This window comes from Rhizobium sp. ERR 942, assembly GCF_007828395.1.
Lineage (GTDB): Bacteria > Pseudomonadota > Alphaproteobacteria > Rhizobiales > Rhizobiaceae > Rhizobium > Rhizobium dioscoreae.
This window is the reverse complement of the sequence record NZ_VIUA01000004.1, coordinates 101,742-115,116: the sequence shown is the minus strand read 5'-3', so window position 1 is coordinate 115,116 and position 13,375 is coordinate 101,742. Positions and strand designations below refer to the sequence as shown.

At 60.5% G+C, this 13,375-nt stretch carries 15 protein-coding genes; 8 read left to right on the top strand and 7 right to left on the bottom strand.

Translation table 11 applies throughout. From position 1 onward, the window contains the following. Nucleotide 1: 1 nt before the first annotated feature. Nucleotides 2–673, top strand: a complete 672-nt coding sequence (locus tag FBZ97_RS17465) for a response regulator transcription factor (protein WP_113353208.1) — start codon at nucleotides 2–4, stop codon at nucleotides 671–673. Beyond that, nucleotides 670–2,055 (top strand): HAMP domain-containing sensor histidine kinase, encoded by a 1,386-nt coding sequence (locus FBZ97_RS17460; protein ID WP_113353207.1) that lies wholly within the window; start codon nucleotides 670–672, stop codon nucleotides 2,053–2,055. The genes FBZ97_RS17465 and FBZ97_RS17460 overlap by 4 nt, the downstream gene beginning before the upstream one ends. 81 nt (nucleotides 2,056–2,136) lie before the next feature. On the opposite strand, the gene FBZ97_RS17455 is transcribed toward FBZ97_RS17460, so the two are convergent. Then, nucleotides 2,137–4,203, bottom strand: coding sequence for a methyl-accepting chemotaxis protein (locus tag FBZ97_RS17455; RefSeq protein ID WP_145321498.1), 2,067 nt, complete (start codon nucleotides 4,201–4,203; stop codon nucleotides 2,137–2,139). Between the two features lie 254 nt (nucleotides 4,204–4,457). After that, the gene (locus tag FBZ97_RS17450; RefSeq protein ID WP_113353205.1) at nucleotides 4,458–5,264 is read right to left on the bottom strand and encodes an MBL fold metallo-hydrolase; all 807 of its coding nucleotides are present in this window, start codon (nucleotides 5,262–5,264) and stop codon (nucleotides 4,458–4,460) included. Between the two features lie 384 nt (nucleotides 5,265–5,648). Here FBZ97_RS17450 and FBZ97_RS17445 point away from each other — a divergent pair, with 384 nt between their 5' ends. Next, complete coding sequence (locus FBZ97_RS17445) at nucleotides 5,649–7,334, top strand: Na/Pi cotransporter family protein (RefSeq protein ID WP_145321500.1); 1,686 nt, start codon at nucleotides 5,649–5,651, stop codon at nucleotides 7,332–7,334. Between the two features lie 216 nt (nucleotides 7,335–7,550). Here the strand turns inward: FBZ97_RS17445 and FBZ97_RS17440 are convergent, their stop codons facing one another. From FBZ97_RS17440 to FBZ97_RS17430, 3 genes are all read right to left on the bottom strand, one after another. Then, nucleotides 7,551–7,883 (bottom strand): hypothetical protein, encoded by a 333-nt coding sequence (locus FBZ97_RS17440; RefSeq protein ID WP_145321502.1) that lies wholly within the window; start codon nucleotides 7,881–7,883, stop codon nucleotides 7,551–7,553. A 9-nt stretch (nucleotides 7,884–7,892) separates the two neighbouring features. Continuing rightward, on the bottom strand, nucleotides 7,893–8,282 hold the full coding sequence (locus FBZ97_RS17435) for a hypothetical protein (protein WP_145321504.1): 390 nt from the start codon (nucleotides 8,280–8,282) through the stop codon (nucleotides 7,893–7,895). 63 nt (nucleotides 8,283–8,345) lie between these two features. Next, nucleotides 8,346–9,050, bottom strand: coding sequence for a hypothetical protein (locus FBZ97_RS17430; RefSeq protein WP_145321506.1), 705 nt, complete (start codon nucleotides 9,048–9,050; stop codon nucleotides 8,346–8,348). A 145-nt stretch (nucleotides 9,051–9,195) separates the two neighbouring features. Here FBZ97_RS17430 and FBZ97_RS17425 point away from each other — a divergent pair, with 145 nt between their 5' ends. The 5 genes from FBZ97_RS17425 to FBZ97_RS17405 all read left to right on the top strand — a co-directional run bounded on the left by FBZ97_RS17425 (nucleotide 9,196) and on the right by FBZ97_RS17405 (nucleotide 10,735). Continuing rightward, a complete protein-coding gene (locus FBZ97_RS17425) occupies nucleotides 9,196–9,426 on the top strand; it encodes a helix-turn-helix transcriptional regulator (RefSeq protein WP_233788507.1) in 231 nt (76 codons plus the stop codon). Nucleotides 9,427–9,566: 140 nt separating this feature from the next. Then, on the top strand, nucleotides 9,567–9,785 hold the full coding sequence (locus FBZ97_RS17420; RefSeq protein WP_113353199.1) for an AlpA family phage regulatory protein: 219 nt from the start codon (nucleotides 9,567–9,569) through the stop codon (nucleotides 9,783–9,785). Next, nucleotides 9,772–10,008, top strand: a complete 237-nt coding sequence (locus FBZ97_RS17415; RefSeq protein ID WP_145321508.1) for a hypothetical protein — start codon at nucleotides 9,772–9,774, stop codon at nucleotides 10,006–10,008. Before FBZ97_RS17420 ends, FBZ97_RS17415 begins: the two co-directional genes overlap by 14 nt. After that, complete coding sequence (locus tag FBZ97_RS17410) at nucleotides 10,008–10,484, top strand: putative toxin-antitoxin system toxin component, PIN family (RefSeq protein ID WP_233788508.1); 477 nt, start codon at nucleotides 10,008–10,010, stop codon at nucleotides 10,482–10,484. Before FBZ97_RS17415 ends, FBZ97_RS17410 begins: the two co-directional genes overlap by 1 nt. After that, nucleotides 10,481–10,735 (top strand): toxin-antitoxin system HicB family antitoxin, encoded by a 255-nt coding sequence (locus tag FBZ97_RS17405; RefSeq protein ID WP_037155628.1) that lies wholly within the window; start codon nucleotides 10,481–10,483, stop codon nucleotides 10,733–10,735. The genes FBZ97_RS17410 and FBZ97_RS17405 overlap by 4 nt, the downstream gene beginning before the upstream one ends. A 164-nt stretch (nucleotides 10,736–10,899) precedes the next feature. Here the strand turns inward: FBZ97_RS17405 and FBZ97_RS17400 are convergent, their stop codons facing one another. Next, nucleotides 10,900–11,853 (bottom strand): sugar-binding transcriptional regulator, encoded by a 954-nt coding sequence (locus FBZ97_RS17400; protein ID WP_113353198.1) that lies wholly within the window; start codon nucleotides 11,851–11,853, stop codon nucleotides 10,900–10,902. Nucleotides 11,854–11,874: 21 nt separating this feature from the next. Next, on the bottom strand, nucleotides 11,875–13,341 hold the full coding sequence (locus FBZ97_RS17395; RefSeq protein WP_113420792.1) for an FGGY-family carbohydrate kinase: 1,467 nt from the start codon (nucleotides 13,339–13,341) through the stop codon (nucleotides 11,875–11,877). Between the last annotated feature and the right edge of the window lie 34 nt (nucleotides 13,342–13,375).

Below are 13,375 nucleotides of genomic sequence, written 5' to 3'. Positions count from 1 at the left end.
AATGCGCATTCTGATTGCTGAAGATGAGCCCAGTATCGTGGCGGACATGCGCCGCTGCCTGGAGGATCAGCATTATGTCGTCTCGAGCGTGAGCAACGGAGAGGAAGCTTGGTATCGTGGCGATATCGAGCACTTTGATCTTGTCATACTCGATCTCGGACTTCCAAAGCTTGATGGCCTGACGGTTCTGCGGCGCTGGCGCGCAGAAAAACGGGGTATGCCTGTTATCATACTGACGGCGCGCGACGGCTGGCGCGACAAGGTCGACGGCATGGATGCGGGTGCCGATGACTATCTGACCAAGCCCTTCCGTATGGAGGAGCTTCTGGCCCGCGTGCGCGCCCTCATGCGCCGCGCCGCCGGGCAATCTTCTCCCATCCTTTCCAATGGCGTGCTGGAGCTCGACACGCGCCAGCGCACCGTCTCGTTCCGCGGTCAGCCCGTTCAGGTGACCGCGCTGGAATACCGGCTTCTTGCCTATCTGATGCACAATGCCGGCACGGTGCTTTCCCGAACGCAGATCGCCGACAGCATCTATGACGAAGAGACGGAGCTTCTGTCGAACGCGCTCGAAGTGGTTGTCGCACGCCTCAGGCGCAAGTTCGACGGCACCGTCATCGAGACCCGGCGCGGCCAGGGCTACATTATCCCGCGCGAGGCGCCGCCGTCATGACACCGTTCTCGCTGCGAGGGCGGTTGCTGCTGGGTTCCGTGGTGGCGATCATCGTCGCAACCTTTCTGGCGGGGGTCGGCATCAATGCCATTTCCGGGCTGGCCGTCAGAGCTCTCGCCCTCTCGGAGATAGACGAGGAGTTGCGCGTTCTTCTCGCCGCGGTCGATATCAATTCGTCGAATCAGCTCTTCCTTGATGACACGCCGACTGATCCCCGCTTCGGCATTCCGAATGGTGGCTTCTATTGGCAGGTCGGCCGCAATGGCACTGTCGAGCTGCGCTCGCAATCGCTCTGGGAGCAGAATTTGCCTTGGCTGCGTGCCCGGCCTCGCGATGCCGGACGGGCGACGGATATGAAAGGGCCAAATGGCAGCCGTCTTCTCGCCGTCGAACGATCCATTTCGATCCCCTCGGCCACGGGCGACCAGATGGTTGATATCGTCATGGCGCTCGACAACAGCGAGCTTGCACCGGCGCGCTGGCGCTTCTTCTATGCCATGGCGCCCTCTCTTGGCGTGCTGTCAGTCGCCCTGATCGGGGCAGTCGTGGTATTCCTGCGATACGGGCTGCGGCCGCTCAATGACCTGCGCACGGCCCTGATGGCGGTGCAGGAGCGGTCCGCGCGCAAGATCACTGGTCAGTTTCCGCGAGAAGTACAGCCTCTCGTGGACGACCTCAACGGGCTGCTCGCATCGCGTGAAACCCAACTGACACAGGCGCGTGCGCGCGCCGGCGATCTCGCGCATGGCCTGAAGACCCCGCTCGCGGCGCTTGAGGCGACCGCGCGTATTCTCTCCGAAGAGGGGATGTCGGAGCGGGCCGCGGCGATCCAGACGGAGGTGAGCCGGATGGAGGCGCAGATCAAGCGAACGCTTGCGCAAACCCGCGCAAGCCTCGCCGCCGCCCATACCGTTGGCGTCATGGATGCCAGCGCCGATCTCCAGAAGATCATCTCGGTCATGCGGCGTCTCTCGGCCGAGCGGAAAATCGATTTCGAGCTCGTGGCGCCGCCGGAGATGTGGCTGGCGATCGACGAGGCGGATTTTGCCGACATTACCGGCAATCTGATCGACAATGCCAGGAAATGGACGGCCGGCAAGGTCAAGGTTCGCCTGTCGCAGTTGCCCGAGGGCGTGGAACTGTGCATCGAGGACGATGGCCCGGGCCTGCCCGAGGATGCGGAAATGGCTTTCATCCGGCGCGGCAGGCGACTCGACGAAAGCATCGCCGGAACCGGCTTCGGGCTGGCGATCGCCAAGGATCTGGTCGAAGCCTATGACGGCAAGCTAACGCTCGCCCGTTCCAGCCTCGGAGGGCTGTCCGTCACCGTCAATTTGCCGACGCGGCTGGTCAAGGACAAGCAGACGGCGCTGGAGAACTAGTTCGCTATAGGCTCAAGCATTGCCGCCCGCCTTCTTGCTTTCGCAAGGCGGGCGGACGGATCGAATTTGGACCTCGTCGCCTCAGGCCGCGCGCCGGGTGCGTGTTTCGTTGGCGCCCTGCTCGCTAATGCGAAACTGTGCGAGCAGCTCGTTCAAGGTCGCGGCTTCCGACGCCAGACCGTGGCTCGCGGCCGTCTGTTGCTCGACCATGGCGGCGTTCTGCTGCGTGCCCTGATCCATGGTGTTGACCGCCGTATTGATCTCCTGCAGACCTGTCGACTGTTCGCGCGAGGCTCGCACGATCGCTTCGATATTGCGGTTGATCTCCTGAACGTCCCGCACGATCACCTCAAGCGCTTCGCCCGTCTGGTTAACAAGGGTAACGCCGTTCTTGACCTGCTCGCCGGAGGCGGTGATCAGGGATTTGATCTCCTTTGCCGCCTGCGCGGAGCGCTGTGCGAGCTCGCGGACTTCCTGCGCGACCACGGCAAAGCCCTTGCCCGCCTCGCCGGCACGGGCTGCTTCGACACCGGCATTCAGCGCCAGAAGATTGGTCTGGAAGGCGATGTCGTCGATGACGCCGATGATGTTGGAGATCTCGCCGGAGGATTTTTCGATCATGTTCATGGCGCCGACGGCCTTTTCGACGATCTCGCCGGATTTTTCCGCGCCGCCGCGGGCTCGCGTGACGAGTTGGCCGACTTCTTCCGCCCGGCGGGCACTATCCTTGACCGTTGTCGTGATTTCCTCGAGGGCTGCCGCGGTCTCCTCGACAGAAGCGGCCTGTTGCTCGGTGCGGCGTGCAAGATTATCCGCGGCGGCGCGGATTTCTCCCGCACCGGTGTCGATTGCCCGGGCATTGCGCCCGACGGTCGCCATGGCGTCGTGGAGCCGTGCCACCGACGTATTGAAGTCGGTTCTCAGGCGGTCGAGATCACCGGCAAAGGGAACGTTAATGCGATGGACGAGATCGCCATTGGCAAGACGGCCAAGCCCATCGGCGAGCGACTGCACGGCGGAAGCGATCTGTTCCTCCTCAATGGCCCTGAGGGCTTCGCGGTCGCGCCGCTCCTGCTCGCTCAGCATCCGCGTATCTTCGGCCTCCTTCGCAAGGCGACCACGCTGAATCATGTTGTCCCTGAAGACAGCGACCGCCGCGGCCATGCGCCCGAGCTCATCCTTGCGATCGGTTCCTGGAATTTCGGCGGAAACGTCACCGCCGGCAAGCTTGCCCATGGCGCTCGTCATCTGCAGGACCGGGCGGACCACCAATCTCGACAGCAGCATCGCCAAGACGCCGATCAGGGCGACGACGCCGATAGCGGTCGCGGCGGTCGCAGCAACCCGGAATTTGGCGACGCCGGCAAAAGCAGCGTCGCGGTCGATCTGCACGCCGAGATACCAGTCGGTGCGCGGCAAGCCTTGAACGGGCAGGAAGCTGACAAGGACGGACTTGCCGTTGAAGATCGTTTCGGAAATGCCGGAGCCGATCGCAGGCGTTGCCTGCGGAAAGGCATCGGCGAGCTTCTTGGTGACCAGCTGCTGATCCTGATGGACAAGAATGGTTCCATCGTTCTTCACCAGGAATGCCGAACCTTTGCCGCCCATGGTGACCGACTTGATCATGGAGACGAGCGAACCGAGCGAGAAGTCGCTTGCGGCAACGCCGAACAGCTTGCCGTCGCGCTTGACCGGCATGGCGGCGCTGATGATGAGGTTGCCCGTCGAGGCGTCATTATAGGGATCGGTCAGGACCAGCTTGTCGGCCTTCACGGCATCCTTGTACCAGGGCCGCTTGCGCGGGTCGTAATCCGCCGGAAGCGGCTGATTGGGAACGCTGGTGAAGACGCCCTGCTCGTCTCCGACATAGGTGGACATGAATTCGCGCAGCAGAACGGGATTGTCGAAGGCGCCGCTGATGCCAGCCGGATTTCCAGCCTTGGCGGCGGCATTGGCGGCAAGTTCGGTCAGCATGACGCGTGCGCCCAGCCAGTTCGAGATACTCTGCGACGCCTGAAGACCGGAGGATTCGATCTCTCCCTTGACCGCTTCGCTGGCGGCCGTGCGCTGAAGGCTGTCTATGTAAATTGAAAAACCGGAGAGGGCGGCGATGACGACCAGAGATGCCACCACCAAAATTTTCGTCATCAAATTGAAACGGGTTTGCACGGGATCGGTCCTTTACGGTGATCCAGCGTGTCGATGATTGAAGAAGCCGACGCGCCGGATGGGCCAAACGTCATGGTCATTCCAGCAAATGCCGTCATGGCGCCGCGAATGTCTTGATGAGACATGCGGTCAGATATGCTTGAGAAGCGTTAAGGTGCCTTTAATCATGACCGATCGATGACCACTGGGGAAGAAGCAGGCAGCAGATGCCATATTCTTAGCCCAATGAAACCTCAACCTGCGATAGCCTTCAGGTATCTCTCAGTAGAACGTTCCACCACGCGATTGCCGTCGATCTCGATCGTTCGACCGGGGAATGCACCGTATATCGCTTCGAACCGATAGGGTCGAACCGCTTCCGATATCGCCGTCACGGCCTTGGCGTCGAGCGGAACGAGGTTTGGGTAGCTGCGCATGAAGCTGACGAACTGGCGGTCCATGGTCACCTGCATCGTGTCGCCGACGAAGAGCGCGCCGCGCCCGCCTTCGAGCCAAGGGCAATAGAGCACGCAACTGCCGTCGAAATGGCCGCCGCAACGGATCATGGTCGCCTGGCCAATCGACAGTGTCTCGCCTGTCCATGGATGTAGCGCCCCATCGCGCCTTTGCACCCATTCGCTATCGTTGGCGTGGATATGGATCGGCACGCTGACGCCGGCGGCGCTCCATTCGGTCATCGACGAATAGAAATGAGGGTGGGAGATCGCGATCGCGCTTAAGCCGCCCATGGCGGTGATCCGTGCCTTGCTAGGCTCGTCGATAAGGCTGAGGCAGTCCCAGAGGATATTGCCGTCAGGTCCTTCGATCAGAAAGGCGCGCTGGCCAATGCCGAAATGAGGCGAGATCTGCAGACTGTGGACGCCTTCCGCTTCCTCGTTCCAGATTACCTCATGCTTCTGGCCGAGGCTCGCCATGTCTGTCCATTCCTGTCCCGATTGAGGTACGAACTGGCGCTCGTCTTCGCAGATTGGGCAGGCCAGAGGTGGTCCGTCGCCTTCGTCGAACTGTGTGCCGCATGTGATGCAGATAAAATGCGTCATCTCGAACTCCTCGCCAGTGTGTCTTTCCAACCTGCGACCACGGACCCGCCGCACGGCAAGTGAAGGCTTCTGTGCTATATTGGCCAGACCTTGGACGGATCAAAGCAAAAAGGCGACGCAACAACCCTCAGACGATCTCGTTGGAGACAGAAAATCGTCGCTTTCAGGCCGACCTTTCTTGGGAAAATGGATATTCCTAACGAATGGTGGTAGGATTCATGAAAATCCTATATCTATGATTTTTAACGTAAAAACTCTTATTTCATCGATTTATGACAATCTGACCTTGCAAAAGGCGCCAAGACAAAGAAACATAGTCGGCTAATGAAAGTTTAGATAATCGCGATATTGATGCCCAGCATCGTAGGCATATGGAGGACCACTATGGCGCTTATTCTCGGCCTCGTTGCTCTGGCCGGCCACATCGCCCTTCTGCTTTGGGGCACGCGCATGGTCCAGACCGGTATCCAGCGCGCCTTCGGGCCTGATCTGCGCTCTTTTCTCGGCCGGGCGCTCAGCAATCGCACGAAGGCTTTTTTTGCGGGCATCGGTGTCACCGCCATCCTGCAGAGCAGTACGGCAACCGGCCTGATGGCCTCCGGCTTCGCGGCGGGCGGGCTGGTGGATCTCGTGCCGGCACTTGCCGTCATGCTGGGAGCCAATGTCGGCACGACCCTGATCGTTCAGGTGTTGTCTTTCAATGTCGCGGCGGCTTCGCCGGCGCTAATCCTGATCGGCGTGCTGATGTTCCGCCGAACCGGGAATTCACGCGTGCACGATCTTGGCCGCGTCATGATTGGGCTTGGCTTCATGCTTCTGGCACTGCATCAGCTCCTCGACCTGATGACGCAGTATGAGGGGTCGAAGGCGCTCGCCTACGTCCTTGATGCGATCGCCGCGACGCCGGTGCTGAGTATGCTTCTCGCAGCTATTCTGACATGGGCCGCCCATTCCAGCGTGGCCGTGGTTCTGCTCATCATGTCGCTTGCAAGCAAGGGGCTCATCGATGTCGATCAGGCCTTTGCTCTCGTTCTCGGTGCCAATCTCGGCACCGCGATCAACCCACTCATCGAAGGGCAGTCGGGAGCGGATCTATCGGTGAAGCGTTTGCCCATCGGCAATATGCTGACACGCATTGTCGGTGTGATCGCGATGATCGCCCTGTTGGAGCCAGCCGCACGTCTGTCGGCGATGATCGATGGCGACAGCGCCCGAGCTGTCGCCAATTTTCATACCGCCTTCAATGTCGTTTTGGCCGTGGTGTTCATGCCGCTATTGCGGCCCTATGCCGATCTATTGACCAAATTGCTGCCGCGGAAGATCGACGAGGCCGATCCGACGCGCCCGAGATATCTTGATCCGGCGGCCAAGGAAACGCCCGTGGTTGCTCTCGGCGCGGCAGCGCGCGAGGCGCTGAGACTGGTGGACGTGCTCTCGGAAATGCTTGCGGGCGCCAAGTCCGCCTTATCGGACACGGATCGAAAGGCGCTGACGCGATTGCGATCGCTGGACAATATCCTCGACAGCCTGAACACGGCCGTAAAGACCTATCTGACATCGATCGATCCCGACGAGCTTGGAGAAGCCGACCGGCGGCGTCTGAACGAGATCCTGCTGTTTTCGATGAACATGGAACATGCCGGCGACGTGCTCGACCAGAACCTTCTGCCGCACCTGGCAAAACGCCTGCGTCGCGGTTTGAGTTTCTCGAAGGAAGGACAGCTCGAACTGGCGACATTGTTCGACCGATTGCAGTCGAACCTCCAGACGGCGGCTGCCCTGTTCATGACGCAGAATGAAAGTGCCGCCCGTATGCTGGCGGAGGAGAAGGTGATTTTCCGCAAGGCGGAGCGCGAGGGGACGGAAGCCCATTTCCAGCGCTTGCGCCAGGGCGGGATCGAGACCGCCGAGACCAGCTCGCTTCACCTCGACCTTCTGCGCGACCTCAAGCAGATCAATTCCCACCTCGTCGCCGCCGCAGCATATCCCGTTCTGGAGGAGCGCGGCGAACTCTTGCAAAGCCGGACGCCGAGCCCGGTGCCACCGGTTGCAGTGACTGCACATGACTAAAAGATCTATCTCAGCCGTCTGTCGGGCGGCTGGGCCGGAATGCGCGGCGCCGATGTGGCTTCGATATGCCCATTGGTGACAGCTGCCCCGTCGGTCGCAGCGCTGCGCCATCAAAAGTTCCTTTGACCCCATCGTGAGAGCCATCGTGTAGGGAGGTAGTCAGCCAGATCGCTGGGACCTGCAGGTCCTGGCTTATGTGGGGACCCTGAGCCTTTATCATAGATAGTCAGATACTCGCTTCTGTAGGGCAGCGTCCGTCAGGGGGCTCGCCGCCAATTTCGTCGCGAAGGCGCGACCGGGATGGAGAACGTCCCACGGCGAGCGATATTGCGTCGCGACGGTCTGATGCAGGTCAAAGGCTGCTTCCTTGCCGTAACCACGACCCATGGCCTCCTTCGCCAGTTCGAAGCGATGCGTGGCGCTTGGGAACCAGTGGCCGAAATGCCTGATCATTTCAGCCTCGACGACCTCTGGATCCTGCGGCTTGGGTTTGGCGCGGGGAAGACCCGGCGTTTCGTAGAGCAGGATGCCGTCACGGGCGATGTCCACGAAGAAGGGTCAACCATACGCGAGCTGCTTATTGAGGTCCGTGACGGAATGAACGATGAAGTTGACCGGCGTTGCCAGATGTCTGGTGACCGTCAGTTCCCGTAGGAAGCGATCGATACCCCGGTACCAGAAACGTGGATCGGCAAAGGTTTCAGTCGTAACGACGACGAGCAGGTTATATTCGGAACGACCATCGTTTTCGCGGCCCTCTACCCAGTCACAGCGTGCAAGAGGGCTAAAGAGAAGCAGTTTGAGGATACGTCCACCCTTCTCCGTGTCCGACAGTCTGCTCTTTTGCACGTCCTCGAATTCATCGAACAGGATTCGCGCGATCCGTTCCAGTTCACGACGCCTGTTCTCGGGAAGATGGCTGAGGCGTTCAGTAAGGGTCACAGACACGGCAGCCCCCGGTGCAAATGTGCCGTGGAGGGCTTTGCCGTCTTATTTCCCCGAGCAGGCTTTTCATGATGCGCCGCCATTGGCTCCCGGGAGCCGGTCGCTTCCGGGCATGGAGAGACCCGGCTGTAGGGCTTGCCCGATGCGCACCAAATCGGCCAGCGCCGCGCTCACTTGCAGCGAGGGGAAGTCTGGGCCTTTGTCGAAGTGTTCGCCTCCGCACAAGATCACATCACGCTTGCCGGCCACACCAGCAACCGTCGTGGCCGGCATGGCCATCAGGGCGTCGGCCAACTTCATTTCCATGCGGTCAGATTGGATCTCGGCTTTCTCGACACGACTATATCCCAAAGCGTCATCCAGACGATCCCAAACTTCCTGCCGTTCCCGGAAGGCGGCTATTGCTTGCGCCTTCACGGGCTCATGCCCGGCTGCATCGCCGCATATTCGGTCTATGTCTTCCAGGCTGAACGCACGCACCGGCTTCTTTTTTCCGGGCAGTGTGATTTCCACCTGCGGAAATCCGACGGCGGGGACCATCCTGCTTTCAAGGTCCAGCTGTATGTTCCAAAGCCGCTGCGTTTCATTGTGTGCCGCCAGCCATTGCCGCCAAAGGTCCAGCGCGGGATCGGAGACAACATCGCCGGCCAGCGCATCGGCGGCGGCCGCGCCATAGTCGAACGGCCATGTCGCCGTGGCTGCCATCGTGCCCGTCAGCAACATCCTGCGCGTGACGGAAGACAAAGTCGTGTTATTGTCAGAATCAGCCATGATCTGAGCTCCATACAGCTTGGTTGTGGTCAGGCTGGGCGCGGTGCGCGAACACCGTGTTCAGCCGCGTTAAGGGCGATTGATCCTTTTGGATCATGCCGAAATGATCTAAAGGGATCAATGGGCTTTGGTAACAGCAGGACAGATGCGGGCAGCTCGCGCATTGATTGGAATATCACAGGCAGAGCTTGCTCGTCGGGCCGGCGTCTCTGTGCCGACGATTAAGCGTTGCGAAAGTGAGGGCGAGAACATACCCGTCGTATCTTCCGAAACTCAGCGGAAGATATGTTCTGCTCTTGAAGCTGAAGGCATAGAGTTCATCCCGGAGAACGGCGGTGGTCCGGGCGTGCGATTGGCGAAGAAGACCACGCGTTGAGGCCGGAACAGCGATTGTAAGTTTTTCCTTTTTTCCGCCGTCTCTACGCACCAGTACGACGACGGCTAAATACCTATTGCAAAAGGGTAAATCTTGATTTCTCCCTGGTTCAGGAACAACCAGCAGGGGGCAGCGCTGCCATGCCCGTGCCAGACCGTATCATCCGCTTGAATACCGTGCGTTTCCGCACGGGTCTTTCCCGCTCCACCATCTACCGCAAGATCGCCGAGGGTACGTTTCCCGCGCAGATCAGGATCAGCGTCAACGGCGCGGGATGGCATGAATCCGAGATCAACCGCTGGATCGCAAACCCCGTCGCATGGCGGCGGCCGAAGGGAAAGCGCGATGATGGCCGATGATAGAAAGCTCAATGACAGAGAGGAGCTGGCGAATGACAATCAACCGCCTGATGGACAGGAGGGAGCAGGCAAGGCCGAGGCTTCCGAGCGGCTGAACGCGATTGTGCTGTCCATTGCCCGGTTGATCGGCAGGCAGATGGCGCGGGAACACTTCGAAGCGTTGCGGGCTGCCAGTGACAATCGGGGCAGAAGCGAAGACAGCGCAGAGGATGACAATGGATAATGGGATCCACCATTCAAAACATTGACATCCTATGGGATGTCTATAAATTCTCTGCCATGAGGCTGGTTCTGGATACCAATGTGATCGTAGCGGCGTTCCGCAGCCGGAATGGCGCAAGCAACCTGCTTCTGCGCTTTGCTGATCGGGGCATGGTGACGCCGCTTTGTTCGACGGCGGTGTTTCTAGAGTATGAGGCGGTGTTGAGCCGCGAGGAAACCCGACAGGCGACCGGACACAGCCTTGAGGATGTCGCTTCGGTGATGAGCGCGCTTGCCGCCATTGCCGAGGGCGTCGATATCTCGTTTCGGACGCGACCGATGCTCTCCGATGTCGCCGACGAAATGGTGCTGGAAGCTGCCTTAAACGGACAGGCTGAGGCCATCGTGACGTATAACGTCAAGGATTTCCGTCCGGCGCTTGGATTGGGCGTGACCGTGATAACACCGGGAGAGATTGTCAGGAGACTGAATACATGACGCAGACCCAACGCTATAAATACCCGCTGCAACTGCCGCAGTCGCTCAAGGAGACGGCGGCGCGTCTGGCACAAGAAGACGGCGTGTCCCTCAATCAGTGGATTATTTCTGCGGTCGCGCAGAAGATCGGGGCCGTTGAGACGGCCAGCGAATTCCTGAAAGCGCGTGCAGGTACGACGAAGCGCGGTGCGCTGACAGGCTTGCTGGACAAAGCGCCGGATGTGCCGCCGCTGAAGGAAGACACCATCTGATGCAATGCATCGGGCCTGAACGGATGCGGTGAAAGCCTTTTTGCTTGCTGGAGTGGGCCGGAACGAACCGGCGCCCACAAGCGCCCACGAAAGTGGCGCAACTCTCTACGGTCACCACATAGGCGGCGATTCCATTGACAACAGATTGTAGCCGCCGTGGCCGCCTATGATTCTATGAGGCGCTCGGCGCTGAACTTGTCCGTTATCAGCGTATCGATAACTCCGATCCTCAGGGCGCCGGCGATCGCCGCTGTCTTCTTCGCTCCGCCGGCAAGCGCGATGACCCGATCGACCCGTTCGAGATCTTCTAGCGGGAAGCCGATCACGCGCTCATCGAGCGGCGTTTTAACAGGCTTGCCGTCCTTGTCGAAGAACCGCAGCGATATATCGCCGACCGCACCGGCCTCGGCAAGATCGGCGAGCTCCCGCGACGAGAAGATATTGCCGGATCTCGCCAGCAGTTCCGACGGCTCCACGGCGCCGATGCCGACGATGGCGAGCGTGATGCTGCCGAAAAGATCCATGGTCTCCCGCACGAACGGATCCGCCTGCATCAGGAGTTTAGCCTCGCGCGAGGTCGTAACACCCTGTACTGGAAGAAGCTTCGGTTCGGCGCCGGTCAGTCGAGCGAGGCGGGTGGTCAGCTGGGTGGCATGAGTCTGGACCGACGGGTCGCCCATGCCGCCCAGCGTCTGAACGACGTACTTGGCCTGGGCGCTCTTTTGCGGATGAATGTTTTCCACCATCCTGAAGATCGTCTGGCTCCAGCTCGACACGCCGATGATTTCGCCGGGTGCAAGCGTCACCTCCAAAAGATGCGCGGCGGCTTCGCCGATCCGGGCCATGATGGCGCCGTCGCGGTCCTCCGTGCATTCGACGACGATTGCCTCGGGGAGACCGTACTTCTCGCGCAGCGCTCCTTCGAGTTCGCTGTAGGTGCCGACGGGCGGAATGACGCTCGTGCGAACGATATCTTCCGCCTCGGCCCGTTTCAGCATTCGCGACACCGTCGCCTGCGACAGGCGAAGGTGCTGCGCGATATCCGCCTGCCGCTTGCCCTCTATATGGTACATCTGGGCAACTCTTGAGATGAGGCGGAGTTCGTTAAGGCGAGCCATCGTTGATCCCGGGGTGAATTTTTATTCACCTTTAACCGGAGTTGCGCGCAACGTCGAGCGGGCCAGCGCATCATTCCACCTGTTCAGGAGGCCTGTACTGTCGATGTTCTCCGGCTCGATGATCTTATTGTTTCTCGGAAGCGCCGCGATGGCGACGAGATCCGGCCACAGGCCTATCGAGAGACCTGCGAGATAGGCTGCCCCTAGAGCGGAGGCTTCCGGTGCCTCGCACTGGATGATGGCGTGCCTCACCAGGTTTGATACGCACTGCATGAGAAAGTGGTTCTGGCTCGGGCCGCCGTCGACATAAAGCGTGCCGAGATCGTCACCGCTCTGCGCCCGCATGGCCGTAATCACGTCATGGACCTGGAAAGCGATCGAGTCAGTAACCGAGCGCGCCATCTGCGCGCGGGTTGTGCTGAAGTTGATCTGTGAGAAAAGGGCACGGGCGTCGGAATTCCAGTAAGGGGCGCCCAAACCGACGAAGGCGGGCACGAAGCCCGGGCCATCAGGCTCAGCGGTCGCCGCTAGGTCGATAAGGGAGCCAACATCCGGAAGGCCCAGGATGCCGGCCATCCAGGGCAGGCTCGCGGCGCACACGAGGATATTGCCTTCGAATGCGAAGGTCGGTTGTCCGGCGATGCGCCAGGCGACCGTCGTGGTGATGCCGTTGCGCGGCGCGATGAAGCGCGGAAGAGTGGTCATGACGGAAGACCCTGTTCCGAAGGTCGCCTTGCTGTCGCCCGGCTTGAAGGCCCCGTGTCCGAACAGGGCCGCATGGCTGTCCCCGATGGCCGATCTGATCGGCGTGCCGTCCGGAACGCCGGCAAGGCCGTGCGTTGTTCCGAAGTCCGCGGAACTGTCGAGTACCTCCGGAAGGAGCCGGATATCGACTCCGAAAATCGCACCCAATTCCCTGCTCCAGGTTTGGGCCTCAAGGTCGAACAACTGGCTTCGCGCGGCGTTCGAGGCGTCGCAGACATGCTTGCGACCGCCGGTAAGGCAGTGAACGAGCCAGCTGTCGATCGTTCCGATGCGGGCCTTTTTCCCATGCGCGACCCGATCGAGAAGCCATCGGAATTTCGGACCAGGAAACATCGGATCAAGGGGGAGGCCGGTCAGCGCCTCGACGCGCTTGAGATGTCCGTCCGCGATAAGACGCTCGCAATCCGACGCGGTGCGCCGGCATTGCCAGCTCAAGACCGGTCCGAGCGCCTTGCCAGTTTCGGCATCCCAAATGGTGACGGATTCCCGCTGATTGGAGATCGCTATCGCTTCGATTGTCGCGACGGGCGCGCTTCGCAGGCATAGTGCGATCGCTTCACAGACGGATGCGTAAATCCGATCGGGATCCTGCTCGACCCAGCCGGGCCGCGGATAGGAGATGCCTACCGGAGCCGAGCCTCTGGCAATGATGTCTCCGCTCTCGGAGACCAGTACCGCCTTGGAATTGGTGGTTCCCTGGTCGATTGCCAGAATGGCCCGCATCATATCCTCCACCCGAGCATGGTACCGAAAAGTG

What these genes read in the sequence shown, in the direction of transcription:
- FBZ97_RS17465 (WP_113353208.1), top strand. Translation starts at nt 2, where the DNA reads ATGCGCATTCTGATTGCTGAAGATGAGCCCAGTATCGTGGCGGACATG.
- FBZ97_RS17460 (WP_113353207.1), top strand. Translation starts at nt 670, where the DNA reads ATGACACCGTTCTCGCTGCGAGGGCGGTTGCTGCTGGGTTCCGTGGTG.
- FBZ97_RS17455 (WP_145321498.1), bottom strand. Translation starts at nt 4,203, where the DNA reads ATGACGAAAATTTTGGTGGTGGCATCTCTGGTCGTCATCGCCGCCCTC.
- FBZ97_RS17450 (WP_113353205.1), bottom strand. Translation starts at nt 5,264, where the DNA reads ATGACGCATTTTATCTGCATCACATGCGGCACACAGTTCGACGAAGGC.
- FBZ97_RS17445 (WP_145321500.1), top strand. Translation starts at nt 5,649, where the DNA reads ATGGCGCTTATTCTCGGCCTCGTTGCTCTGGCCGGCCACATCGCCCTT.
- FBZ97_RS17430 (WP_145321506.1), bottom strand. Translation starts at nt 9,050, where the DNA reads ATGGCTGATTCTGACAATAACACGACTTTGTCTTCCGTCACGCGCAGG.
- FBZ97_RS17425 (WP_233788507.1), top strand. Translation starts at nt 9,196, where the DNA reads ATGCGGGCAGCTCGCGCATTGATTGGAATATCACAGGCAGAGCTTGCT.
- FBZ97_RS17420 (WP_113353199.1), top strand. Translation starts at nt 9,567, where the DNA reads ATGCCCGTGCCAGACCGTATCATCCGCTTGAATACCGTGCGTTTCCGC.
- FBZ97_RS17415 (WP_145321508.1), top strand. Translation starts at nt 9,772, where the DNA reads ATGATGGCCGATGATAGAAAGCTCAATGACAGAGAGGAGCTGGCGAAT.
- FBZ97_RS17410 (WP_233788508.1), top strand. Translation starts at nt 10,008, where the DNA reads ATGGGATCCACCATTCAAAACATTGACATCCTATGGGATGTCTATAAA.
- FBZ97_RS17405 (WP_037155628.1), top strand. Translation starts at nt 10,481, where the DNA reads ATGACGCAGACCCAACGCTATAAATACCCGCTGCAACTGCCGCAGTCG.
- FBZ97_RS17400 (WP_113353198.1), bottom strand. Translation starts at nt 11,853, where the DNA reads ATGGCTCGCCTTAACGAACTCCGCCTCATCTCAAGAGTTGCCCAGATG.
- FBZ97_RS17395 (WP_113420792.1), bottom strand. Translation starts at nt 13,341, where the DNA reads ATGCGGGCCATTCTGGCAATCGACCAGGGAACCACCAATTCCAAGGCG.